Here is a 21,807-nt window from a genome sequence, read left to right as displayed (position 1 = left end):
AAAATGAGCCTCCAGTACATGGTGTATAATAATAAGTATCATTTTTTAATAGGAGAAAACGAATGAACGAACAATATTACGATGCAGTTTTACATATAAAAACAGTCGGTGAGCAAAAAGGGTTTAACAAGTCTATGCATTATCATCGCTATGAACCGACACCGTATAGCGGGTTAGATGAGTTATTGAATCAATATGAAATACGAAGTAGCGACCGAATTGTAGACTTTGGGTGCGGAAAAGGGCGATTAAACTTTTATATGCATCATAAATGTGGTGCTTCAGCAGTTGGAATTGAAATGAATGAAGAGTTTTATAAAGAAGCGATGGATAATCGAGATCGTTATGCACGAAAGGCACGAAACAGTAAGGGGAAAATTCAATTCCAATGTTGTTTAGCGCAGGAATATGAGATTGATCCACATGATAATAGGTTTTATTTCTTTAATCCGTTTTCTGTGCAAGTGTTTATGAATGTAGTAAATAACATTTTGCTTTCAGTAGAAGAAACGGGGAGAGAAGTAGATATTATTTTATATTATCCTTCTGAGGACTATATTTTCTTCTTAGAAAATCAGACTGCGTTTGAGCTGAAGAAAGAAGTTAGATTGTCAGGTGCTTATGAGAAGAATGGGAATGAGAGGTTTTTAGTTTATACATTAGGGTAATAAAAAAACAGGTGCCAAGGCACCTGTTTTTTTATTAGTTACGGATTAAGTAATCAAATGCACCTAAAGCTGCGTTTGCACCTGAACCCATAGAGATGATGATTTGTTTGTACGGATTATTTGTACAGTCACCTGCAGCAAACACTCCTGGTACGTTTGTAGCGCCGTGCTTGTCTGTTACGATTTCACCGCGAACGCGTTCAACTGTTTCGCCTAACCAGTCTGTGTTTGGCACAAGACCGATTTGTACGAATACACCTTGTAACTCAACGTGATGAACTTCTTCAGTTTCACGATCGATGTAAGAAATACCGTTTACTTTATCAGTACCAGTGATTTCTTTCGTTTGAACGTTTTTCAGAACAGTTACGTTTGGTAAGCTGTTAAGACGCTCTTGTAATACAGCATCAGCTTTTAATTCTGGCATGAATTCAAGAACAGTTACGTGCTTAACGATACCTGCTAAGTCGATAGCTGCTTCAATACCAGAGTTACCTCCACCGATAACTGCTACGTCTTTTCCAGTGAATAATGGACCGTCACAGTGTGGGCAATATGCTACACCTTTATTTTTGAACTCAGCTTCACCTGGTACGCCAACATTACGCCAGCGAGCACCTGTAGAAACGATTACGCTCTTACTTTTCAGAATAGCGCCGTTTTCAAGTTCCACTTCAATAAGTTCTTTTTTCTCTAAACGTTTCGCACGTTGTAGATTCATTACATCGATGTCGTATTCTTTTACGTGTTCTTCAAGGCTTGCTACTAGCTTAGGACCTTCAGTCTTTTTCACGCTGATGAAGTTCTCAATGCCCATAGTATCCATTACTTGACCACCGAAGCGCTCAGCAACGATACCAGTGCGGATGCCTTTACGTGCTGCGTAAATTGCTGCACTTGCACCAGCAGGGCCGCCACCAACAACAAGAACATCGTATGGATCTTTATCAGAAAGCTCTGATGCATCTGGACCGTTACCCATTTTAGCTAAAATTTCTTCAAGTGTCATACGACCGCTTCCGAAAGATTCGCCGTTTAGGTAAACAGTTGGTACTGCCATGATGTCTTTGCTTTCTACTTCCTCTTTGAATGCAGCGCCATCAATCATAGTATGTGTAATACCAGGGTTAAGAACGCTCATTACGTTAAGAGCTTGTACAACATCAGGACAATTATGACAACTTAGGCTGATATAAGATTCAAAATGATATTCGCCTTGAATGTTTTTAATTTGATCGATTAATTTTTGTTCAACTTTTGGAGCGCGTCCACTTACTTGTAGTAAAGCTAACACTAATGATGTAAATTCGTGTCCTAATGGAATACCAGCGAATACGACACCAGTGTCTTCACCAGGGCGGTTTACGCTAAAGCTTGGTGTTCTCTCTAATTCAACTTTTTCTACTGTAATCTTAGATGACATAGTAGCTAATTCGTCTACTAGAGCTAACATATCTTTAGATACGTTATCGTCTCCTGCGCTTACCTTAAGTAAAATATCGTTCTCCATTAATTGAAGGTATTGGGATAGTTGTGTTTTTATATCTGCATCTAGTATCATTTTGATCGAACTCCTTAGATTTTGCCTACAAGGTCAAGGCTTGGTTTAAGTGTTGCAGAACCCTCTTGCCATTTAGCTGGGCAAACTTCACCTGGGTTGTTACGTACGTATTGAGCAGCTTTAATTTTGTTAACAAGAATGCTTGCGTCACGGCCGATACCATCAGCATTGATTTCCATAGATTGGATAACGCCGTCTGGATCGATGATGAATGTACCACGAGCAGCAAGACCTTCTTCTTCCATTAAAACGTTGAAGTTTGTAGTGATTGTGCGAGTTGGGTCACCGATCATGATGTACTCGATTTTGCCGATAGTTTCTGAGCTATCATGCCATGCTTTGTGAGTGAAGTGAGTGTCTGTAGATACAGAGTATACTTCAACGCCTAAGTCTTTTAGAGTTGCGTATTGGTTTTGTAAGTCTTCAAGTTCAGTTGGGCAAACGAATGTGAAGTCAGCTGGGTAGAAACAAACTACACTCCATTTTCCTTTTAAACTTTCGTCAGTAACTTGGATAAATTCTCCATTATGGTAAGCATTAGCTTTAAACGGTTTTACTTCTGTGCCGATTAATAACATATTAAAATTCCTCCTAAATGTTGGTTTTGAGCATCAAAAAATAGTGTGCTCATAAAATATATTTTTTAATTAACTATAATAATTCTAATTCGATATTAATTATCATATAGAAGTGGTTATTTTGTCAAGAGAATAAACCAACTTTATACCGATTTAATTAATATTTATTCTCAATTAAGGCTAACAGAGAATGGAAAGGTAACTTTAAGTTTATAAATTTTCAATGATTGTTTGAAAGAGTAGTGTGTATGTTAGAGATATGGTGTAAGTGTAAATTCTTAGGAAGGAAATATTTCTTAGAAGTTATGTATTTGAAAAGGAACTGCTTATTTCTATTTTACAAAGAATTGTGCGATAAATAAAATAAAATGAATCGAAATCTTTTTGAACAATTTTTGTCATCTCGAATATATAATTAGGAAGTATATTACGCTGATAGTTAGAAATATTGACTCAAAGTGCTAACGAGATATAATAAAACCTAGATATACCTTTCAAAAAGAAGAATACATATTTATAGGATGAAAAAATTCAACCTATTATTTTTTATAGCTTTTAGAAAACGCTTACAATTAGTGTGGAGGGGAAACCATGTCTAAGTTCACAAAGTATTTTTTAATGGAAGCTAAAGATGTGATTGCATATGTGAAAGAGAAATTATCTAAGTTTGAACATGCAAAGGGGCTAAAGTGTAAAGAAATAGGTGATGGCAATTTAAATTATGTGTTCCGCGTTTGGGATGAAAAAGAGAACATGTCTGTCATCGTAAAGCAAGCTGGGGATACAGCTCGCATTTCAGATGAGTTTAAGTTGTCGACGAATCGTATTCGCATAGAATCAGATGTTTTGCAGTTAGAGGATGAGTTAGCACCTGGACTTGTTCCTAAGGTGTATTTATTTGATAGTGTGATGAACTGTTGCGTAATGGAAGATTTATCGAATCACACAATATTACGTACAGCACTTATAAATCATCAAATATTTCCGCGGCTTGCTGACGACTTAACTACTTTTATGGTAAATACACTTTTATTAACATCGGATGTTGTAATGAATCATAAAGAGAAGAAGGAACTTGTGAAGAATTATATAAATCCTGAATTATGTGAGATTACAGAGGACCTCGTATATTCAGAACCATTTACAAATCATAATAAGCGTAATGAGTTATTTCCTTTAAATGAGGGATGGATTAGGGAGCATATTTATAGTGATAAAGAGCTTCGTATGGAAGTAGCGAAACGTAAATTTTCTTTTATGACGAATGCACAGGCGCTTATTCATGGTGATTTACATACTGGTTCTGTTTTTGTAAGAGATGATTCTACAAAGGTTATTGATCCTGAGTTTGCTTTTTATGGACCTATGGGATATGACGTCGGGAATGTAATGGCGAATTTAATGTTTGCTTGGGTGAATGCAGATGCAACGATGCTACCTGGAGCTGAGAAAGATACGTATATGGATTGGTTACAAACTACGATGGTAGAGGTAATTGATTTATTTAAGAAGAAGTTTTTAGATGCTTGGGATATTCATGTGACCGAGATTATGGCGAAGGAAGAAGGCTTTAACGAAGCCTATTTGCAATCTGTATTAGAGGATACAGCTGCAGTGACAGGTCTTGAATTAATCCGCCGTATTGTTGGATTAGCGAAAGTAAAAGATATTACTTGTATTGAGAATGAGGAAGCACGTGCTAGAGCGGAGCGAATTTGTCTTAAAGTAGCGAAGAGTTTTATTTTACGAGCGAATCAATATAGAACGGGTACAAGTTTTGTAGAAACGTTAAAAGAACAGTCAATGCACTACGCGGAGTAAGGGGAGAATATGATGGAAGAGCAATTAATACCAATTCAGTGGAAAGATGATGCTTTAGTTTTGTTAGATCAAACGTTATTACCGAATGAAATTGTTTATGAATCTTTTAAAACAGCTGAAAGTGTGTGGGATGCCATTCAAGTAATGAAAGTACGAGGTGCACCAGCGATTGGTGTTTCAGCAGCTTATGGAGTGTATTTAGGGATAAAGGAATTTGCTGAAGGTACGGAAGAAGGATTTATGGATGAAGTAAGAAAGGTATGTACATACTTGGCGACATCAAGACCGACTGCCGTAAATTTATTTTGGGCACTTGAAAGAATGGAAAGTGTAGCGACAGATAATATTCATTTATCAATCTCACAGCTGAAAAATAGATTACTAGAAGAGGCAAAAGAGATTCATAGAGAAGATGAAGAAATTAACCGTCAAATTGGAGAACATGCATTAACATTATTCCATGATGGAATGGGAGTATTAACACATTGTAATGCTGGTGCGTTAGCGACGACTAAGTATGGTACTGCGACGGCTCCAATGTACTTAGCGAAAGAAAAAGGATGGGACTTAAAAATCTATTCTGATGAAACACGTCCAAGATTACAAGGGTCAACGTTAACGGCATTAGAACTACAGCGAGCGGGAATTGATGTTACTGTCATTACGGATAATATGGCGGCTATGGTCATGTCACAAGGGAAGATTGACGCTGTAATTGTTGGATGCGACCGTGTGGCAGCGAACGGTGATATAGCAAATAAAATTGGAACATTAGGCGTATCTATTTTAGCGAAATACTACAACATTCCGTTTTATGTAGCGGCACCAACGCCGACAATTGATTTAAAGACATCGACAGGAAAAGAAATTCCGATTGAAGAAAGAGATGCTTCTGAAGTGATTAATCGTTTCGGACAATATTCAGCTCCGACAGAAAGTAAAGTATATAATCCGGCATTTGATGTTACTCCACATGAAAATGTAACAGCGATTATTACAGAAAAAGGGATTGTAAAGGCACCGTTTACGGAGAATTTAAAAAAGCTATTTCAATAAGTAGATAAATGTAAAAGTCAGTCATCATAAGCTTCATACTTAGGGGGATGTATATGTTATTACAAAAAGAAAGAGAAGAAATTGTAGCGTATGGAAAGAAAATGATTTCTAGTGGTTTAACAAAGGGAACGGGCGGTAATATTAGTATCTTTAATCGTGAACAAGGTCTTGTTGCGATTAGCCCAAGTGGTTTAGAGTATTATGAAACAAAGCCTGAAGATGTAGTTATATTAAACCTAGATGGTGAAGTAGTAGAAGGAGAGAGAAAACCATCAAGTGAATTAGATATGCACCTTATTTACTATAGGAAGCGTGAAGATATAAATGCGCTTGTGCATACACATTCTCCTTACGCGAAGACGATTGCGTCATTAGGATGGGAGCTTCCGGCTGTGTCATATTTAATTGCTTTTGCAGGCCCGAATGTCCGCTGTGCGCCGTATGAAACATTTGGTACGAAGCAATTAGCGGATGCTGCTTTTGAAGGCATGATTGATCGCCGAGCTGTGCTACTTGCAAATCACGGTTTAATTGCTGGTGCAAATAATATAAAAATGGCGTTTACTGTTGCAGAAGAGATTGAGTTTTGTGCTCAAATTTATTATCAAACGAAAAGCATTGGGGAACCAAAGCTATTGCCAGAAGATGAGATGGAGAATTTGGCGAAGAAGTTTGAAGGGTATGGGCAGCAGTAGAATGAAACAAAGACACCCTCAAGAAAAGATCTTGAGGGTGTCTTTTACGCTTTTTTAAGCAACAAATACATAAAGTAAGGAGCCCCAATTAAAGCAACGACAATACCTGCTGGAATGCCATTAGGATCAACGATATTTCGTCCGATTGTATCTGCTAATAATAATAGCCATCCGCCGATTAAAAGGGCGATAGGCATGAAAATTTGATGTCTTGGACCTACTAAAGATTTCGCAATATGAGGAGCCATTAATCCGATAAAGCTAATTCCTCCTGTTACGGAAACAGCTGCAGCTGCAAGTGCAACGGCTGCAACTAATAAGTACCTGCGTTCTTTTTCAATTTCAATTCCAACGCCAATTGCGACTGGTTCGTTTAATGCTAAAATGTTTAATCGATTTGCTTTATAGAAAATAAACGGAATGAATACGATTAACCATGGGAGCATTGCTAAAACGAAGATCCAGTCATCTCCCCAAATATTTCCGGCAATCCATTTTGAAATAAAGTCTACTTTCATACGATCCGCGGATGAAATAAGGACAATCATCGTTCCAGATAGTGCAAATGCAAAACCGATACCGGTTAATGTTAATCGGATTGGTTGAAGTCCAGTTGATTTACTATATGAAAATACGTAAATTAGAACAGCTGTCAGAAATGCTCCGATAAATCCAACTACAGGTAGTAAGTAAAGAAATGAACCTACATCTATTGGAAAGTATAAAAAGAAAATAGCAACAGCAACACCGGCCCCAGAGTTAATACCAAGAATACCAGGTTCAGCTAAATCATTTCGGGTAATTCCTTGCAGAATAGCCCCTGATAAAGCGAGAGCCATACCAGCTAATAATGTAATGACAATTCTAGGTAGTCTTAAAGAGTATAAAACAAACTCCTCTTTAAAAGTCCCTTGCCCCATTAATGTTGGGAGTAGTCGATCATAAGATAAAGATGCTGAACCAAGTCCCATTCCAACTACAATGGTTGTGATGATTACTATAAGTAAAGCGAGTATAATGAGACGCTGTTTTCTTAAAATAGATTGCATCATGAGAATGTTTTTCCTCCTTTACGTACAATGAATAGGAAGAATGGTAACCCTACAATCGCGACAATTGCCGCAACTGGTGTTTCGTATGGAGCGTTAATAGTACGTCCGATTGTATCTGCAAGTAGCATAAAGGAAGCTCCAGCAATTGCTGACATCGGTATAACAAATCGGTAATCTGGACCGACAATTGGGCGTACCATGTGAGGTACCATTAAGCCGATAAATGCCATATTTCCAACAAGCGCTACAGATGCACCTGCAAGTAAGATAATAATGATAAATAAAATAGTTTTAATAACAATAATTTTTTGACCTAGTCCAATAGCCACTTCCTCACTGAAACTAAGAACTGTTAATTTTTTTGCTAGTAAGATAGCGATAAAGATACTAATTGAAATGACTGGAATAATAATTTTTAATTGGCTCCAAGTTGTTCCAATTACGCCCCCAGCAGTCCAAAGTGATACATCTTGTGAAATTTTAAAGTAAATGCCGATTCCTTCTGAAATTGCGAGTAGAAATGCTGAAACTGCAGCGCCTGCTAATACAATTCGAAGAGGAGAAAGGCCGCCTTTTTTCACCATACCAATTCCAAATACCATAATTGCGCCAATTGCCGCACCGATAAAGCAAGCTAATGTTAAGTAAAGATAGCTGATGGAAGGGTTGAAAGCAAGTGTCAGTGCAAGCGCAGCATTTGCTCCACCAGATAGCCCTAATAATCCAGGATCCGCAAGTGGATTTCGTGTTAATCCTTGCATAATTGCCCCAGAAACGGCTAATCCAGCTCCTACAAAAATAGCAGCAACTTCACGTGGTAAACGTATTTCTCGAATAATAGATATTTTGTCTCCTTTAGCGGAGGAAGTGAGTGCTAACCATACATCTTTTATCGAAGTATCTGCAGCACCTAATACCATTGCAACCATAAAAATAAGAAAGAATGCAATTAAGCTTAAAATTAGTTTGTATGTAAAAGCTATAGAACGTGGATTGTCATGATCTTTTGTCATTCGTTTCACATCTTTTCTGTTCATAGAATAAAGGAAGAGGAATTCTTAAATTAAGAATTCCTCATGTTTGTATTATTTACCAAGAAAGCTCTTCTTGAAGAAGTCTAGTTGGAAATCTAATGTAAGTGGATCATTGAAATAGAATTCCATCATGTTTGCTTCATATACGCGATTATTTTTTACTGCTGGGATGTTTTTATATGATTCTGTCTCTTGGAATGAGTTATCAGTATCTTTGTTTTTACTTACGATTAAGTAATCACCAGCAAATTCAGGTAATACCTCAGTAGATAATGCGTAGTAACCTTCTTTTAATGCTTTTTCTTTTACTTTTTCAGGCATTTTTAATTTCATTTCTTGGTACAGGATTTCTGTTCCACGGCCCCAGTTCTCGCCGTATACATAAAGCTGTTTGTTGAAGTTTTCTACAACAGAAACTGTTGCATCTTCACCGATTTTTGCTTTAATTTCTTTACCAGCTTCTTGTGCACGTTTCTTGAAGTCATCAACCCAAGTTTTTGCTTCTTTTTCTTTATTTAATAACTTACCGATTTCTAAATGCTGTGTTAAGTAATCAACTTTTCCGTAAGTGTATGTTACAGTAGGCGCGATTTTCTTTAACTTATCGACATTTTTAACATTTGATAAACCGATGATTAAATCTGGATTTAGTTCAGCGATTTTTTCAACATTTTCATCAGATACTTCAGCAACATCTTTAAGTTTGCTATCAAAACGTGGGTTTTGTTTAGACCATGAATCTACCCCAACAAGATTTACACCTAATGACATTACGTTACCAGCGAATGATGATAATACAACAACGCGTTTTGGATTTGCAGGAACTTCTACTTTTTTACCATCTTCAGATTGGTATGTAATTGTTTCTGATTTGCTACCTTTTGCATCGTTCTTTTTGTCTGTAGAGCTATTGCTACAAGCGCTCATAACAAGAACGAAAAGGACTGTTAGTGAAATAAATAACTTTTTCATCGTCTTTCTCCTTTAACATAGATGATATGTGTATACAATAATTTGTTTAACTGCAATCTTTTTGAAATAGTAGTGGTAATGCAAAATAATTTATTAAAAATCTTGAATATGAGATTTTATAATATAGTAATAACCATATTAATGAAAGAAGATGTAATCTCAAATTTGCTAATTATTAACAAAATGATAATGATTATCACTATTGATTCTTTAAATAATATAATTTTATATAGGTGTATTGTCAATAGTAATTTTGATTGTAAATTTTGCGGAAACAGGTTATATTTTATTGAGAATGATAATCAATGATTAATAGCTGAGGAGTGAGCACGAATGAATCGAGAAGAATTGTTTGATGTAACCGTGATAGGCGGAGGACCTGCAGGGCTTTATTCAGCTTTTTATAGTGGACTCAGAGAAATGAGAACGAAAATAATAGAATTTCAACCACATTTAGGTGGAAAAATACATGTGTATCCGGAAAAAATGATTTGGGATGTAGGAGGACTATTGCCAGTTACAGGTGATAAGTTAATTGAACAACTTGTACAGCAAGGGTTAACATTTAAGCCGGAAGTTGTATTAGATACAAAAGTAGAATCGATTATTCGCAATCAAGATGGTACTTTTACATTAAAAACAAGTACTGGCGAAGAACACTTTTCAAAAACAGTTATCGTCGCAACAGGAAGTGGTATATTGAAACCACAAAAGTTATCTATTGAAGGTGCTGAGCGATTTGAAGTATCGAATTTAAATTATACAGTTAAATCTTTAAAGCGTTTTAAAGGTAAAACAGTTATTATTTCCGGTGGAGGCAATTCTGCTGTTGATTGGGCAAATGAATTGGAACCAATTGCGAAAAAAGTGTATGTAACTTATAGAAAAGAAGAATTATCTGGTCATGAAGCACAAGTAAAACAACTTATGAACAGCTCAGCGGAGTGTTTCTTTAATACATCGATTACAAAATTAATTGCCGGTGATAATCATGAAGCGATCGAATATGTAGAATTAACAAATCATGAAACAGGTGAGGTTTCTCATTTACCTATTGATGAAGTTATTATTAATCATGGATATGAACGCGACATTACATTATTAGAAAATAGTGAGTTAGACGTTGCAATTATAGATAATTATTATATTGCAGGTAATGCAAATAGTGAGTCTTCAGTAGATGGATTATATGCTGCTGGAGATATTTTAAAGCACGAAGGGAAACTACACTTAATTGCAGGTGCATTCCAAGATGCTGGAAATGCTGTGAATAAAGCAAAACAATTTATCCAACCAGATGCAAGTGAGTACGGAATGGTTTCTTCTCATAATGAAGTATTTAAGAAGAGAAATCGCGAACTGATTAAGCAGATGATGAAATAATAAGGAACAAGTATACCCCCACGTATTTCTCTATTCAAGTGAATGAGAGATGTACGTGGGGGTTTTCCTGTTTACTATATTTTCTATCATTATAATGACACCGGTTTCATCAGTTCATATGATATGAACATTTTATTGGTAAAGCATCCTAGAAAACAATTTAGCTATGTTTTGCTTACACAGAACATGGCTAAATTACGCTGTCCCTTTAGCGCGTTTATTAGGAAATGGCATATTTAGTATAGAAGCAATATACTGTTTTCCGTGTTTTCGAGCCAATGATTCTAATATTTGACGGACGCGTTTTGTAAGATGACCTTGTTTTTGGATGGCTTCACAATATGCGTCATAGAAGGCATATTTAGCCCAAAGGAAATCATCTTGTTGGAATAAGAAATGATTTTTGTACCATTCACCAATTGTATGATAACAATTGTTTTCATGTATTGCTGTGCTTTGAGAAAGAAAACGATCAGATAAAGATACATTCAAATGAGAAATTGTGTTTTCTGTTTCAACTTGTAGTGTTTTTTCTAACATTGTAATGATGTGACGAGTAGCCATATGTTAACTCTCCTTTGTGTAAATGGGTAATACCATTCTATATTTAAAAAATTCTTACTATATAATACTATACAATATATGGAATGCATCTACCTGCTTTTTGAACTGCATTTACAAAATCTTTTTTATTTGTTTACAAAAATAAAGTAAAGTAAGATACAGTATAGATGAAAAAATAATAAAGGAATGAACGCATTGTATATAACAATAGAAGAGACTGCGGAGTATTTGAATTTACCAAAATCGTATATTGAAGAGTTAATTCAGCAAAAGAAAATTCGTGCGCTATTCGATGGAGAGCAATATTTAGTAAATAAAGAACAATTCAATACGCATTTAGAACAAATGGAGAAATATAAGCAATTAGTGGAAGAAATATTGAACGAACCAATTCCAGAAGATATGGATGTTAAAGACGAAGATTAAACTATGGGAAATCCCTTATGAAGATATGCAGAAATGTATCTTCATAAGGGATTTTTTGTTTGAAGATATCAAAAACATAAGGAGTTCTTAGCCTTTCTTCAAATTTTGATAGGTAGTAGTCTACCATGTTAAAAGCATATTTTTTTCTAGCTAGGACAAACATAGAGAACGTAACCTGTACAGATACATATACTATCAGTGCAAAAGCTTATAAATTAATGGAAGGGGTTTTCTCGTGAGTTTATTTCATTGTGATTTTCTGAAAGACTTAATTGGATCTTTTGTGAGAGTAAACAGGGGTGGTCCAGAATCTCAAAAAGGAACAATAATATCAGTATGTCAGGACTACTTCGTATTGAAGAATGAAAAAGGTGAGCTTTATTACTATCAACTTAAACATCTAAAAAGTATTACAAAAAATGCGAAAGAATGTGGATCAAGTGATTGTGAGTGGGAAGATTGCGCCTGTGCAGAAGATTTTGAAGCACTACTTGAAAGTTTCAAATATTGCTGGGTGAAAATTAATCGCGGCGGTCCAGAGAAAGTGGAAGGCATTTTGCAAGATGTTTCTTGTGACTTCGTAACATTAATCGTAAAAGAAGAAATTATATTAATTGCAATAAAGCATATTAAAAGTGTTAACTATAATGCTTTAGCATGCGGAGAGAGCGATGAGAGCGACGATAGTAAGGAAAGTAGCGATAATTCAGGTCGTGCTCGTGCACAAAGACAATCAAGTAGAGGAAGATAATAAGAAAGGGGGATACGAAATTGGAGAATGTATTATGCTGTGACCAAATTAAATGTTTAGTTGGTGAGACTGTAAAAGTAAACCTTCGTGGACCAGAAAGTCGAGTTGGTGAGCTCGTATCGTTAGGAAAAGATTATCTAACGTTACAGTTACCTCATGGTGAATTAGTATATTATCAGTTGAAACATGTGAAGAGTCTAGTGAAGAAAGTGAAAGAAAGTAAATGTGGTGATTGCTATAGTTCATGTTTCTGCTCTGATGAGGATACTTTTTTAGATATATTAAAAGACTTGAAGTATAAGTGGGTAAAAATTAATCGTGGCGGTCCAGAGTGTGTGGAAGGTTTATTAAGTGAGGTACACCATGGCTGTATTACACTAGTAAACGGTGATGAAGTTATTTATGTAATTAAGTCTCATATTAAGAGTGTGAGTCAAGTAGTTAAATGTAAAAAGAATGAAGATGAATAATGTTTAATAAATAAGAGGGGCATTATGAGGGAAAGAGAAGAACAATTTCTTATTTCGATAGTATGAAAAGGAATTACTTACTATTAAAACAGAACTTTGCCCTGATTATTTTTTTAGAAATGGAAGACAGATAAGAAGAAATTCGTAGGAAGGAGGATATAGATGAATGAGTTAAACAAAAGTATTGGAGAAAATATATATGTTAAATTAATCGGTGAAAAAAGATTTAAAGGTGTATTAATTGATGTAGGAAATGATATCGTTGTTCTTTACAATGGACAAGACTACGTATATATATCTTTATATCATGTACAATATTATAAGTTTTTAAGATCAAATGATGAAGAAATCTCAAAACCAGATGTGGATTCTGTAATTAAGAGAGAGTCTCCTTCAATTTCTTTGAGGAAAGTATTAAGTACATCTAAAGGGATTTTTACGGAAATTTATGTAGCCGGAAATGCTCCAATACATGGTTATGTTACAAGTGTGATGAACGATTATATTGTTTTTTATAGTCCAGTTTATAAAACTGTATATATATCTTTAAAACACTTGAAATGGTTAATTCCGTATAAAGAAAATCAAGTGCCTTATGCCCTCAATAAAAATGAACTCCCCGTGAATCCGTTAAATATTACGTTAGCTCGAACGTTTGAAGAACAGCTTATTAAAATGGCTGGGAAAATTATGGTGTTCGATTTAGGTGAGGAGTCCAATAAAATTGGAAAAATGGCGAAAATTGATGAAGGTCATATTGAAATATCAAAAGCACGTGATGCGAAAATGTATGTAAATATTCAACATGTAAAATCTGTCCATTGTCCGTAAGCTAGTTGAAAGGGCTGGCTTTTTCTTTTATATGCAGAAGAAAAGGTCGAGCCTATTTGTTTTAGTTTAATTTGGAGATGAGGGGAAAATGAATTGAATATAAGCATAGTATAGTGTGATTTTTTAAAAGGTAACTTTGCACTAACTTATAAACATTGTGTACGAGCTATCTTATTATATATTCAATTTATTTTTTGAGGAGGAGCTGCTCAACTAATTTATTAAAGGGGTTTTGTTTGTGGAGCAGTTTCCGAATTCGTTATCAATTACATTGCTTGGTAGTGCTGGTGGAGCAGCAAAAGCAGTTTTAGCAATTTTAAATCAAGCGATAGCAAATGAAAAAGATCCAATTTATGAAGTATTAAAGAATGCTAAATTTCATTTGGTGGATATAAAACAAAAAGATAGGAATTATTACGATGAGTTGTTTTCGAATTTGAAAGATCAATTATATTTATATGAAATAAACCTTCAAAATGTAGTGGAATTTAAAAAACATTTAAAAGAAAAAAGAACGAGTGTTGTGATTGATGTTTCAGGGGCAGATACAATTAGAGTATTAAGCTGCTGTAATGAACTAGGAATTTGTTATATTAATTCAGCCTTGGAAAATGAGGCAGTAGATCAGGACGATAGCTTAATCGGTTTTCAGCTTACGGAAAGATATACAAGGTTTGAGAAGGAGAAAGAGAAATTTACAAATACAAAAGCGATTATAGGTTCAGGTATGAATCCAGGTGTTGTTCAATGGATGGTTGTTGAGCTTATGAAGGAACGACCAAATGAAAGGCCAAGAGCATGTTATATTGTAGAACATGACACATCATTTTTGAATGATACAGCACTTATAAAGCCACATACACTGTATGCTTCATGGGCAGTAGAGCGATTTTTAGATGAAGCGATCTGGAGCTATCCGATGTATATGAGTCATCATCGTCCTCTTTACTTTTATGAAGATGTATATTCTTCAGAGTATAAAGTGAAGTTAGGAGAAAAAGAATTCTATGGTTGTTTAATGCCACATGAGGAAGTATTAATTTTAGGGAAAAACTTCAATATGGAAGTTGGTTTTCTTTATCGAATTAATGAGTATACAACAAATATAATTAGACAGAACTTAGATCAAGTAGAAGATTTATGGAACTGGAATCGTAAAGTGTTTAATCCAGCGGAAGAAGAGGTTGCTGGAGAGGACTTGGTCGGTGTGTTACTCGTTTATGAAAATAGTGAGACATATATGTATAATGTGATGAATAGTAGCCAAGTTTTTCGTAAATATAAAACGAATGCAACGTATTTTCAGGTAGGGTGCGGGATTTATGCGGGCTTGTCCAGTTTACTTTTAGATCAATTCGAACAAGGTGCTTATTACGTCGAGGAGTTGTTATTAAATACAGAAAGTAAGTACGGTGAGTATTTAAATTTATATATGAAGGATTTTGTAATGGGGCATAATAATTTTACGGATGGATTGTTACATGACAGGGTAAGATGGATGTAAGTTGTTACCAAAAGGAAGGAGAAATCTCCTTCCTTTCAGTATTATAAGGTTAAATATTGCCCTGAAAGCAATTTCATATTTATACTTTAAGGAGATAACAATGAAAGTTTTTTGTATCGATCAAGGGGAGTTTTTATATGAATAAATACAAGAGCTTGATTTATGAAGAAAGAAGAGCCTTAAAGGTATTTATATTATTATTTTATATTATATTCTTTTTATATGACGCTATATATTATTTTGTATATCCTGCTATGAATATTAGTGGAACAGCGGTAGGGTGGCCAGAAGGTGGTCTTGGGGTAGGTGTGCCTATATTTGTAATAGCATTATTTCCTATTTCTATATATCTTCAAAAAAGAGGGTATGTATATTCTGTAAAATATTTATTTTTATTTGGGTACATGTTTATCAATCTTGTGAATAATTTAATGATTTATTTGCGAACGGATAGACCTTTTGAACATGGCAGTATGGTAGAAATGTTATTAATTTTATTTGCCCCAGTTTTCGTGAATAAAAAATACTTTTATTTAGTGTCCTTTAGTGTAATTGGAAAGTACGTATTTTTCACATTGCTATTACAAGATTTAAAAGTGATAATTCCACTTGTTTTATGTGTATTTTATTTCATTATTTCACATTCTTTATTAAAACGATTTCAATCTTATGTAAGAACAGTGGTTGAAATGATGAACAATATGAAAGAGACGGAAAATTTAGCTGTGATTGGGACTATGTCTACAACAATTGCCCATGAAATTCGAAATCCGTTAACAGCGTTAAAAGGGTTTACGCAAATGCAAAAAGAAAGAAACCCAACTGATACGATGAGCTACGACATTATGCTACAAGAAATTGAAAGAGTCAATGGATTTGTTAGTGAATTGATGTTGTTAGGAAAACCAAAGCCAACAAATTATGAAAGGTGTAATATACGAGACATCCTTCTATATGTTGTGCATCTAATGGAAAGTTATGCAACGCAATATAGAGTTAAATGTCATTTACAAGTAGATGGGAATTTACCGGCTATAAACGGTGATGATAAGCAATTAAAACAAGTGTTATTAAATATCATTAAAAATGGAATAGAATCAATGCCAGAGGGTGGAGAAATTCATATCCGTGCATATCAAAAAACGCAAGGACATTTGTGTATTTCTGTTGAAGACCAAGGATTTGGTATAGAGAATGAGAAGTTAGAAAAAATCGGCAAGGCGTTTTACACAACAAAGGAGACTGGTACAGGACTTGGATTAATGATTACATATAAAATTATTAAGGAACATCAAGGGAGTATCACGATCCAAAGTAGTGTAGGAGTAGGAACGAAAGTAGAAATTTTTTTGCCTACCTTTTAATGTATTGGGAGAAAAGATTTTTCAGAAAAGTGTTCTTGTTGTGTAAATATAAACATTTTATAAAATGTTTCAAGAAGGGTTTTTTTTATAAAATACTTCGTTTATAATGGAGGAAAATATCGACATGAGATTGATTGCTCATGTAGCGGTTCAGTAGTGTTATGAAAAGATAAGAAGGGGTGCACACGCATCCTTTTTTCTATGCAGATATTATGAAAGAGGTGGTATGATGGAATTAACATTAAATTCGACTGTATGTTTACACACGATTCAATTTCGAAAAGAGCAAAAGAATTATATTGTAAAAGATACAATTACAGGAGAAAAATATGAAATGCCGCCACTTTGGATTGATGCATTGGCAATGATGCGTGACGGTTTTTTATTGGGGGAAATTGAAGAGAAATTAAAAGAAGAGTATCCATCCGAAGAAGTGAATATGTTAGCATTCACGAGGCAACTGTTAGAACTAGAACTTGTTGAAATGGTAGATGGAGAAGAGATAGCTTGCACAAAGAAGAAAGAGATAGATTGTTTAGCTTGGGTGCGTCCTCGTGTGGAACAATTCTTTCTTAATTTAAATAGAAAATATAGAAGCAAAGACCAGTAGTGGCCTTTGCTTTTTTTTTATAGGCTGTGTTTAAAAAATAACAGCAAATGCTCTTGCGAAAGCACCGTCACTATTTTTAATTTTTAAAGGTGCTGCTGAGAAAAAGAAACGTTTTGCTTCGATAGCATCTAGATTTGTTAAGTTTTCAATTAAGTAAATATCATTCCCTAGTAATATGTGATGAATCGGTGATGTTTCTGTTGTGACTTCATCAGGAGAAATGAAATCTAAACCGATAGATTTTACTTTTAATCGCACTAGTTCTTTAGCTAATTCTTCAGAAAGATAAAATGCTTCCTTCTCATAAGCTTCTGTATTCCATTTTGTGGATAGATTAGAATGAAAAATAACAATATCACCTTCTTTTATGTCAGTATTATGCAATACTGTCTTAGGTAATTTTCGCTCTTGAATATGTGTTACATCTATAAGAACAGCTTCACCTACAAATCGATCCAGCGGTAATTGATCGATGGTCGTTGCGCCTGAAATAAAATGCGCAGGAGCATCACAATGCGTGCCAACATGAACGACAGAATGAAAATCTGTAACTTGATATCCTGATTCTTCAACACTTGTAACAGCTTCTAGTTGTATTTTAGGTGTTCCAGGAAATTGAGACATATTATTTTCAAATGTTTGTGATAAATCAATTACTTTCATTTTACATACCTCCAATATATGTTTTTCAAATAATAAAAAGCTCATCCTTCAGTATCAAGAAAGATGAGCTTTACATGCTAGTTGAGTTTTATCTTCCAAAATGCATTGCATTTTGCAGGAATTAGCACCTATTCAGTTTGTATAAACTGAGGTTGCTGGGCTTCAAAGGGCCGGTCCCTCTGCCTCTCTTGATAAAGAAGTATTCAGTTTTTAAAATCGGAATTTTCCGATAGTTAAATTGTAATTCATTTCCTTTTTGCGTGCAATACAAAATAGGTATTCACCCAAATAAAGCTGCTCGCATATTGTAGCTTATGTAAATAGAATGCTGCGAAGGAGTGAGTGCAGTGACAGGAAATGTATTAAATTATTATGCTGGTGGTAATACAGCTAGGGGATTTCACAATTTATACGAAGAGAATTTAAAAGGATTAGACAGATTATTTATCTTAAAGGGTGGCCCAGGAACGGGAAAATCTTCTTTAATAAAGGCAATAGGTCGTGAATGGATTGAAAAAGGATATGATATTGAATTTTTACATTGTTCTTCTGATAATAAATCGGTTGATGGTGTAATTATCCCACAATTAAAAGTAGGAATTGTTGATGGGACATCGCCGCATGTTATTGAGCCAAAAATGCCAGGAGTTGTTGAAGAGTATATAAATTTAGGAATTGCTTGGGACTCAGATAAACTAAGAAAGCAGAAGTTAGAAATTGAAAGATTTGTTTCAGAAGCAAGCAAAGCTTTTCAGTCTGCTTACGCACGTTTTAAAGAGGCATTGGTTATACATGATGAGTGGGAGAAGATATATATTGATAATATAGATTTTAATAAAGCAAATGAACTAACCAATCAGCTAATCCAGAAATTATTTGCAGATAAAAGCGGGAGACAATCGCTTGTAAAACATCGTTTTTTAGGAGCTGCTACACCGAAAGGAGCAGTTGATTTTGTTCCTAATTTAACAGAAGGGTTACCACATCGTTATTTTATAAAAGGGCGCCCAGGCTCTGGAAAATCGACGATGCTCAAAAAGTTAGCTAAGGCAGCTGAAGAAAAAGGGTTTGAAGTTGAAGTATATCATTGCGGATTTGACCCGAATAGTCTTGATATGGTTATCGTAAGAGAATTAGGTTTTGCAATTTTTGATAGCACCGCACCACATGAATATTTTCCAAGTCGCGAGGGTGATGAAATTATTGATATGTATGCCCTTATTGTTACGCCAGGGACGGATGAGAAATATGCGAAGGAAATTCGTGATGTTTCCATTCAATATAAAGCAAAAATGAATGAGGCGATGTCTTTCTTAGCGAAAGCAAAATCGATTCGTGATAAATTAGAACGAATTTATATTGCTGCTATGGATTTTTCAATAGTAGATGCATATAAAGAGGAGATTCAAAAAGAGTTTGAACGAATTGCTGCTACTGTAATTGAAAAGCAACAATAGGCGTTTCATTAGGCTGTCAGTAATTTCTGACAGTTTTTTTAGTATGTAGTAAAATTAATAGTGTATTGTCGAATTTCCAAGGAAATAATCAAAAAATGGAGATGTTATGAAATGAGAGAGAAAATCGAGTTGGAGTTAGAAAGAATTGAAAAAGAGAATGATGTAAAAATTTTATTTGCGGTGGAATCAGGGAGTCGTGCTTGGGGGTTTCCATCGAAAGATAGCGATTATGATGTTAGGTTTGTTTATATACATCCGGTAGAATGGTATTTATCAATTCATGACAAACGAGATGTAATTGAATATCCAATTAGTGATGATTTAGATATAAGTGGTTGGGATATTAAAAAGGCGTTGCAACTATTCGCGAAGTCGAACCCAGCTTTACTTGAGTGGATTCGATCACCAATTTTTTATTCGAAAAACTCTAATTTTCCAGAACTACTTCAACAGATGAGTGAGAAGAATTTTGATCCAAAAGCAACGATATATCATTATTTACATATGGCGTCGAAAAATTATCGTGAATTTTTGCAAGGTGAGAATGTAAAGCTGAAAAAGTACTTTTATGTATTACGTCCCATTTTAGCTTGTAAGTGGCTAGAAGAGAAAACGACTTTACCTCCTGTAGAGTTTGACCGATTAATTACAGAATTATCATTAGAACGTAGCGTATTAGATGAAATTGAAAAGTTGTTAATAAAGAAAAAAGCAGGTACTGAATTAGATGTTGGATTGAAAATTAAGGTGCTAAATCAATTTTTAGAAGAACAAATTCATTACTATCAGCAATATGTAAAAGGAATTGAAAAGGGATCAGGAATCGATATTGAGAGTTTAAATACATTGTTTCGAGATATGTTGTTTGAAGCATATGAAAAAGAGCACAAGTAAGTTTGTGCTCTTTTTATTTTGTAGGAATGAAGAAAACAGATATAGCTGCGATAAGACCTGCAAAGGAGAATAAGTAAAAATTCCATGCTAAGTCATATTGCATTGTCATAATAATACCGACGAGAATTGGGCCAGCAATTGCACCAACTCGGCCAAGCCCCAGTCCCCAGCCTAAGGAGGTAGCTCGGATATGTGATGGGAAGTATTGTGTTACATATGCATTTAATATTTGAGTAATACCGACTGATCCAATACCAGCAAGGCCAATTAAAAGATAAATGATTGTAACAGATGGTTTGATTGTTAATAGTCCGATACATATGGCTGCCATAAGATAAGAGATGCTAATAACAATTTTTGCGCCTATACGATCAGCAATTGCTCCAGCAAATAATGCGCCGATAGCTGCGGTAATATTTAGCATAAGTAGAAAAGACAGACTAGATCCAAGAGGATATCCCGCCTGGCGCATCATCTGTGGTAACCAAGTGTTTAAACCATATATTAAAAACATTCCCATTATATAAGTGATCCAAAAAAGTAGTGTTGCTTTTATATATTCTTTTGAGAATAAAGTGAAAAATCCATTTTTCTTTCGTATAGTAGATGGAGCTTGATGAGTTTTATTTTTTATATGAAATTCAATTTGAAAACGATTAAGAATTTGGTTCACTTCTTCTTGGCGATTACGTGATAATAAAAATTGAATGGACTCGGGTAAATAGCGAATAATGAAAGGAATGAGGAGTAGTGGAATCATTCCGATACCAAACATAATTCTCCATCCGAAATCTTCTAACATAAGCATGGACAAAATAGCACCTAACACGATACCTAAAGGATAGCCAGTAAACATAAGAGCATAAATAAAAGATTGCCTTTTTTTGGGTGAATATTCAACAGTGAGTGCTGAAGCCGTAGGGATAACACCGCCTAATCCGATTCCTCCTATAAATCGAGATAATCCAAATAACTCAGGAGAAGGAGCGATAGCCGCTAAACCCATTGTGATAGAAAAAAGTGCTAAACAGCATATAAGCGTCCATTTACGCCCAATTAGATCTGTAATCGTTCCAACTAGAATAGCTCCAATAAACATCCCAAATAAAGCATAGCTTGCAATTGTACCAGCATGCGCTGGTGATAGCGCCCAGCTTTTGTCTTCTAGGAGCTTTGGTAGAACGGCACCGTAAATACCTAAATCATATCCATCAGCTAAAATGGCTAGCCAACAAATAAAAACAACAAGTTTTGTAATAGAGCTTGGAAAGATAGTTTCTGTAGATTCTAGATGAGGTGGAGCTGAAGGTTGCATAATATTCACCCCTTTTAATTTGTAGATGAATATATTATTTTATTTAATGTTAATATTTTCCTCCTTGTGTCGAATTTTATCTGAAAAGGGTTTATAACAAATAAAGAAGTTCAACAGTAATTTTGTTGAACTTCTTTA

At 34.8% G+C, this 21,807-nt stretch carries 22 protein-coding genes and 1 riboswitch; of the genes, 14 read left to right on the top strand and 8 right to left on the bottom strand.

Features of this window, described 5'->3' with window-relative positions; translation table 11 throughout:
• The first annotated feature begins 62 nt into the window (after nucleotides 1–62).
• On the top strand, nucleotides 63–668 hold the full coding sequence (locus tag ACTFP3_RS24480; protein WP_001005627.1) for an SAM-dependent methyltransferase: 606 nt from the start codon (nucleotides 63–65) through the stop codon (nucleotides 666–668).
• 34 nt (nucleotides 669–702) lie between these two features.
• Here the strand turns inward: ACTFP3_RS24480 and ahpF are convergent, their stop codons facing one another.
• Both ahpF and ahpC read right to left on the bottom strand, forming a co-directional pair.
• Nucleotides 703–2,229 carry an alkyl hydroperoxide reductase subunit F gene (gene ahpF / locus ACTFP3_RS24475; protein WP_000599501.1) on the bottom strand — a complete coding sequence of 509 codons (1,527 nt, stop codon included), beginning with the start codon at nucleotides 2,227–2,229 and terminating at the stop codon, nucleotides 703–705.
• A 14-nt stretch (nucleotides 2,230–2,243) separates the two neighbouring features.
• Complete coding sequence (ahpC, locus tag ACTFP3_RS24470) at nucleotides 2,244–2,807, bottom strand: alkyl hydroperoxide reductase subunit C (protein ID WP_000924420.1); 564 nt, start codon at nucleotides 2,805–2,807, stop codon at nucleotides 2,244–2,246.
• Nucleotides 2,808–3,398: 591 nt separating this feature from the next.
• Between ahpC and mtnK the strand changes: the two genes are divergently transcribed.
• The 3 genes from mtnK to ACTFP3_RS24455 are packed head-to-tail and all read left to right on the top strand — an operon-like array spanning nucleotide 3,399 to nucleotide 6,379.
• Entirely contained in the window at nucleotides 3,399–4,628 is a 1,230-nt protein-coding gene (gene mtnK, locus ACTFP3_RS24465; protein WP_000033223.1) for an S-methyl-5-thioribose kinase, read from the top strand.
• A 9-nt stretch (nucleotides 4,629–4,637) separates the two neighbouring features.
• Entirely contained in the window at nucleotides 4,638–5,684 is a 1,047-nt protein-coding gene (gene mtnA, locus ACTFP3_RS24460) for an S-methyl-5-thioribose-1-phosphate isomerase (protein ID WP_440011464.1), read from the top strand.
• A 53-nt stretch (nucleotides 5,685–5,737) separates the two neighbouring features.
• Nucleotides 5,738–6,379, top strand: coding sequence for an L-fuculose-phosphate aldolase (locus ACTFP3_RS24455; RefSeq protein ID WP_000926554.1), 642 nt, complete (start codon nucleotides 5,738–5,740; stop codon nucleotides 6,377–6,379).
• Between the two features lie 44 nt (nucleotides 6,380–6,423).
• Here the strand turns inward: ACTFP3_RS24455 and ACTFP3_RS24450 are convergent, their stop codons facing one another.
• Genes ACTFP3_RS24450 through ACTFP3_RS24440 form a run of 3 tightly spaced genes read right to left on the bottom strand, consistent with a single transcriptional unit; the run spans nucleotide 6,424 to nucleotide 9,437 of the window.
• Nucleotides 6,424–7,431 carry a FecCD family ABC transporter permease gene (locus tag ACTFP3_RS24450; protein ID WP_000983753.1) on the bottom strand — a complete coding sequence of 336 codons (1,008 nt, stop codon included), beginning with the start codon at nucleotides 7,429–7,431 and terminating at the stop codon, nucleotides 6,424–6,426.
• The gene (locus ACTFP3_RS24445) at nucleotides 7,428–8,468 is read right to left on the bottom strand and encodes a FecCD family ABC transporter permease (protein ID WP_002025239.1); all 1,041 of its coding nucleotides are present in this window, start codon (nucleotides 8,466–8,468) and stop codon (nucleotides 7,428–7,430) included. The genes ACTFP3_RS24450 and ACTFP3_RS24445 overlap by 4 nt, the downstream gene beginning before the upstream one ends.
• 48 nt (nucleotides 8,469–8,516) lie before the next feature.
• A complete protein-coding gene (locus tag ACTFP3_RS24440) occupies nucleotides 8,517–9,437 on the bottom strand; it encodes an iron-hydroxamate ABC transporter substrate-binding protein (protein ID WP_000732597.1) in 921 nt (306 codons plus the stop codon).
• 333 nt (nucleotides 9,438–9,770) lie between these two features.
• Between ACTFP3_RS24440 and ACTFP3_RS24435 the strand changes: the two genes are divergently transcribed.
• Complete coding sequence (locus ACTFP3_RS24435; RefSeq protein ID WP_001078299.1) at nucleotides 9,771–10,820, top strand: NAD(P)/FAD-dependent oxidoreductase; 1,050 nt, start codon at nucleotides 9,771–9,773, stop codon at nucleotides 10,818–10,820.
• A gap of 195 nt (nucleotides 10,821–11,015) precedes the next feature.
• Here the strand turns inward: ACTFP3_RS24435 and ACTFP3_RS24430 are convergent, their stop codons facing one another.
• A complete protein-coding gene (locus ACTFP3_RS24430) occupies nucleotides 11,016–11,384 on the bottom strand; it encodes a hypothetical protein (RefSeq protein WP_000235476.1) in 369 nt (122 codons plus the stop codon).
• Nucleotides 11,385–11,570: 186 nt separating this feature from the next.
• Between ACTFP3_RS24430 and ACTFP3_RS24425 the strand changes: the two genes are divergently transcribed.
• The 7 genes from ACTFP3_RS24425 to ACTFP3_RS24395 all read left to right on the top strand — a co-directional run bounded on the left by ACTFP3_RS24425 (nucleotide 11,571) and on the right by ACTFP3_RS24395 (nucleotide 17,340).
• A complete protein-coding gene (locus ACTFP3_RS24425; protein ID WP_002025240.1) occupies nucleotides 11,571–11,810 on the top strand; it encodes a helix-turn-helix domain-containing protein in 240 nt (79 codons plus the stop codon).
• A 235-nt stretch (nucleotides 11,811–12,045) separates the two neighbouring features.
• The gene (locus tag ACTFP3_RS24420; RefSeq protein WP_000051525.1) at nucleotides 12,046–12,561 is read left to right on the top strand and encodes a spore coat protein B; all 516 of its coding nucleotides are present in this window, start codon (nucleotides 12,046–12,048) and stop codon (nucleotides 12,559–12,561) included.
• A gap of 20 nt (nucleotides 12,562–12,581) precedes the next feature.
• A complete protein-coding gene (locus ACTFP3_RS24415) occupies nucleotides 12,582–13,031 on the top strand; it encodes a spore coat protein B (protein ID WP_000432509.1) in 450 nt (149 codons plus the stop codon).
• A 162-nt stretch (nucleotides 13,032–13,193) separates the two neighbouring features.
• Nucleotides 13,194–13,862 (top strand): hypothetical protein, encoded by a 669-nt coding sequence (locus ACTFP3_RS24410; RefSeq protein ID WP_001004284.1) that lies wholly within the window; start codon nucleotides 13,194–13,196, stop codon nucleotides 13,860–13,862.
• A gap of 238 nt (nucleotides 13,863–14,100) precedes the next feature.
• Nucleotides 14,101–15,366, top strand: coding sequence for a hypothetical protein (locus tag ACTFP3_RS24405; RefSeq protein WP_000434716.1), 1,266 nt, complete (start codon nucleotides 14,101–14,103; stop codon nucleotides 15,364–15,366).
• Between the two features lie 137 nt (nucleotides 15,367–15,503).
• Entirely contained in the window at nucleotides 15,504–16,730 is a 1,227-nt protein-coding gene (locus tag ACTFP3_RS24400) for an ATP-binding protein (protein WP_001046095.1), read from the top strand.
• Nucleotides 16,731–16,959: 229 nt separating this feature from the next.
• Complete coding sequence (locus ACTFP3_RS24395) at nucleotides 16,960–17,340, top strand: hypothetical protein (RefSeq protein WP_000424116.1); 381 nt, start codon at nucleotides 16,960–16,962, stop codon at nucleotides 17,338–17,340.
• Between the two features lie 30 nt (nucleotides 17,341–17,370).
• Here the strand turns inward: ACTFP3_RS24395 and ACTFP3_RS24390 are convergent, their stop codons facing one another.
• Nucleotides 17,371–18,003 (bottom strand): cyclase family protein, encoded by a 633-nt coding sequence (locus tag ACTFP3_RS24390; protein ID WP_440011461.1) that lies wholly within the window; start codon nucleotides 18,001–18,003, stop codon nucleotides 17,371–17,373.
• A gap of 85 nt (nucleotides 18,004–18,088) precedes the next feature.
• A riboswitch (SAM riboswitch) is annotated at nucleotides 18,089–18,201 on the bottom strand.
• Between the two features lie 149 nt (nucleotides 18,202–18,350).
• Here ACTFP3_RS24390 and ACTFP3_RS24385 point away from each other — a divergent pair.
• A complete protein-coding gene (locus ACTFP3_RS24385) occupies nucleotides 18,351–19,460 on the top strand; it encodes a PRK06851 family protein (RefSeq protein WP_006926177.1) in 1,110 nt (369 codons plus the stop codon).
• A gap of 111 nt (nucleotides 19,461–19,571) precedes the next feature.
• Nucleotides 19,572–20,354: a nucleotidyltransferase domain-containing protein gene (locus ACTFP3_RS24380; protein WP_001208237.1), complete on the top strand. Its 783-nt coding sequence runs from the start codon at nucleotides 19,572–19,574 to the stop codon at nucleotides 20,352–20,354.
• A gap of 13 nt (nucleotides 20,355–20,367) precedes the next feature.
• Here ACTFP3_RS24380 and ACTFP3_RS24375 read toward each other — a convergent pair whose 3' ends face one another.
• Nucleotides 20,368–21,669, bottom strand: a complete 1,302-nt coding sequence (locus tag ACTFP3_RS24375) for an MFS transporter (RefSeq protein ID WP_025710042.1) — start codon at nucleotides 21,667–21,669, stop codon at nucleotides 20,368–20,370.
• Nucleotides 21,670–21,807: the final 138 nt, after the last annotated feature.

Source organism: Bacillus cereus group sp. MYBK5-2 (assembly GCF_051915685.1).
Taxonomy (GTDB): Bacteria; Bacillota; Bacilli; order Bacillales; family Bacillaceae_G; genus Bacillus_A; species Bacillus_A cereus.
Note: the sequence above shows the minus strand (reverse complement) of the source record. Positions and strands in the feature narration are given on the sequence as shown.

Excerpts from the sequence above, each read along its gene's own strand:
- ACTFP3_RS24395 (WP_000424116.1), top strand. The coding sequence starts at position 16,960 with ATGGAATTAACATTAAATTCGACTGTATGTTTACACACGATTCAATTT.
- ACTFP3_RS24400 (WP_001046095.1), top strand. The coding sequence starts at position 15,504 with ATGAATAAATACAAGAGCTTGATTTATGAAGAAAGAAGAGCCTTAAAG.
- ACTFP3_RS24410 (WP_001004284.1), top strand. The coding sequence starts at position 13,194 with ATGAATGAGTTAAACAAAAGTATTGGAGAAAATATATATGTTAAATTA.
- ACTFP3_RS24430 (WP_000235476.1), bottom strand. The coding sequence starts at position 11,384 with ATGGCTACTCGTCACATCATTACAATGTTAGAAAAAACACTACAAGTT.
- ACTFP3_RS24425 (WP_002025240.1), top strand. The coding sequence starts at position 11,571 with ATGAACGCATTGTATATAACAATAGAAGAGACTGCGGAGTATTTGAAT.
- ACTFP3_RS24380 (WP_001208237.1), top strand. The coding sequence starts at position 19,572 with ATGAGAGAGAAAATCGAGTTGGAGTTAGAAAGAATTGAAAAAGAGAAT.
- ACTFP3_RS24390 (WP_440011461.1), bottom strand. The coding sequence starts at position 18,003 with ATGAAAGTAATTGATTTATCACAAACATTTGAAAATAATATGTCTCAA.
- ACTFP3_RS24450 (WP_000983753.1), bottom strand. The coding sequence starts at position 7,431 with ATGATGCAATCTATTTTAAGAAAACAGCGTCTCATTATACTCGCTTTA.
- ahpC (WP_000924420.1), bottom strand. The coding sequence starts at position 2,807 with ATGTTATTAATCGGCACAGAAGTAAAACCGTTTAAAGCTAATGCTTAC.
- ACTFP3_RS24375 (WP_025710042.1), bottom strand. The coding sequence starts at position 21,669 with ATGCAACCTTCAGCTCCACCTCATCTAGAATCTACAGAAACTATCTTT.
- mtnK (WP_000033223.1), top strand. The coding sequence starts at position 3,399 with ATGTCTAAGTTCACAAAGTATTTTTTAATGGAAGCTAAAGATGTGATT.
- ACTFP3_RS24440 (WP_000732597.1), bottom strand. The coding sequence starts at position 9,437 with ATGAAAAAGTTATTTATTTCACTAACAGTCCTTTTCGTTCTTGTTATG.
- ACTFP3_RS24480 (WP_001005627.1), top strand. The coding sequence starts at position 63 with ATGAACGAACAATATTACGATGCAGTTTTACATATAAAAACAGTCGGT.
- mtnA (WP_440011464.1), top strand. The coding sequence starts at position 4,638 with ATGATGGAAGAGCAATTAATACCAATTCAGTGGAAAGATGATGCTTTA.
- ahpF (WP_000599501.1), bottom strand. The coding sequence starts at position 2,229 with ATGATACTAGATGCAGATATAAAAACACAACTATCCCAATACCTTCAA.
- ACTFP3_RS24445 (WP_002025239.1), bottom strand. The coding sequence starts at position 8,468 with ATGAACAGAAAAGATGTGAAACGAATGACAAAAGATCATGACAATCCA.
- ACTFP3_RS24435 (WP_001078299.1), top strand. The coding sequence starts at position 9,771 with ATGAATCGAGAAGAATTGTTTGATGTAACCGTGATAGGCGGAGGACCT.
- ACTFP3_RS24455 (WP_000926554.1), top strand. The coding sequence starts at position 5,738 with ATGTTATTACAAAAAGAAAGAGAAGAAATTGTAGCGTATGGAAAGAAA.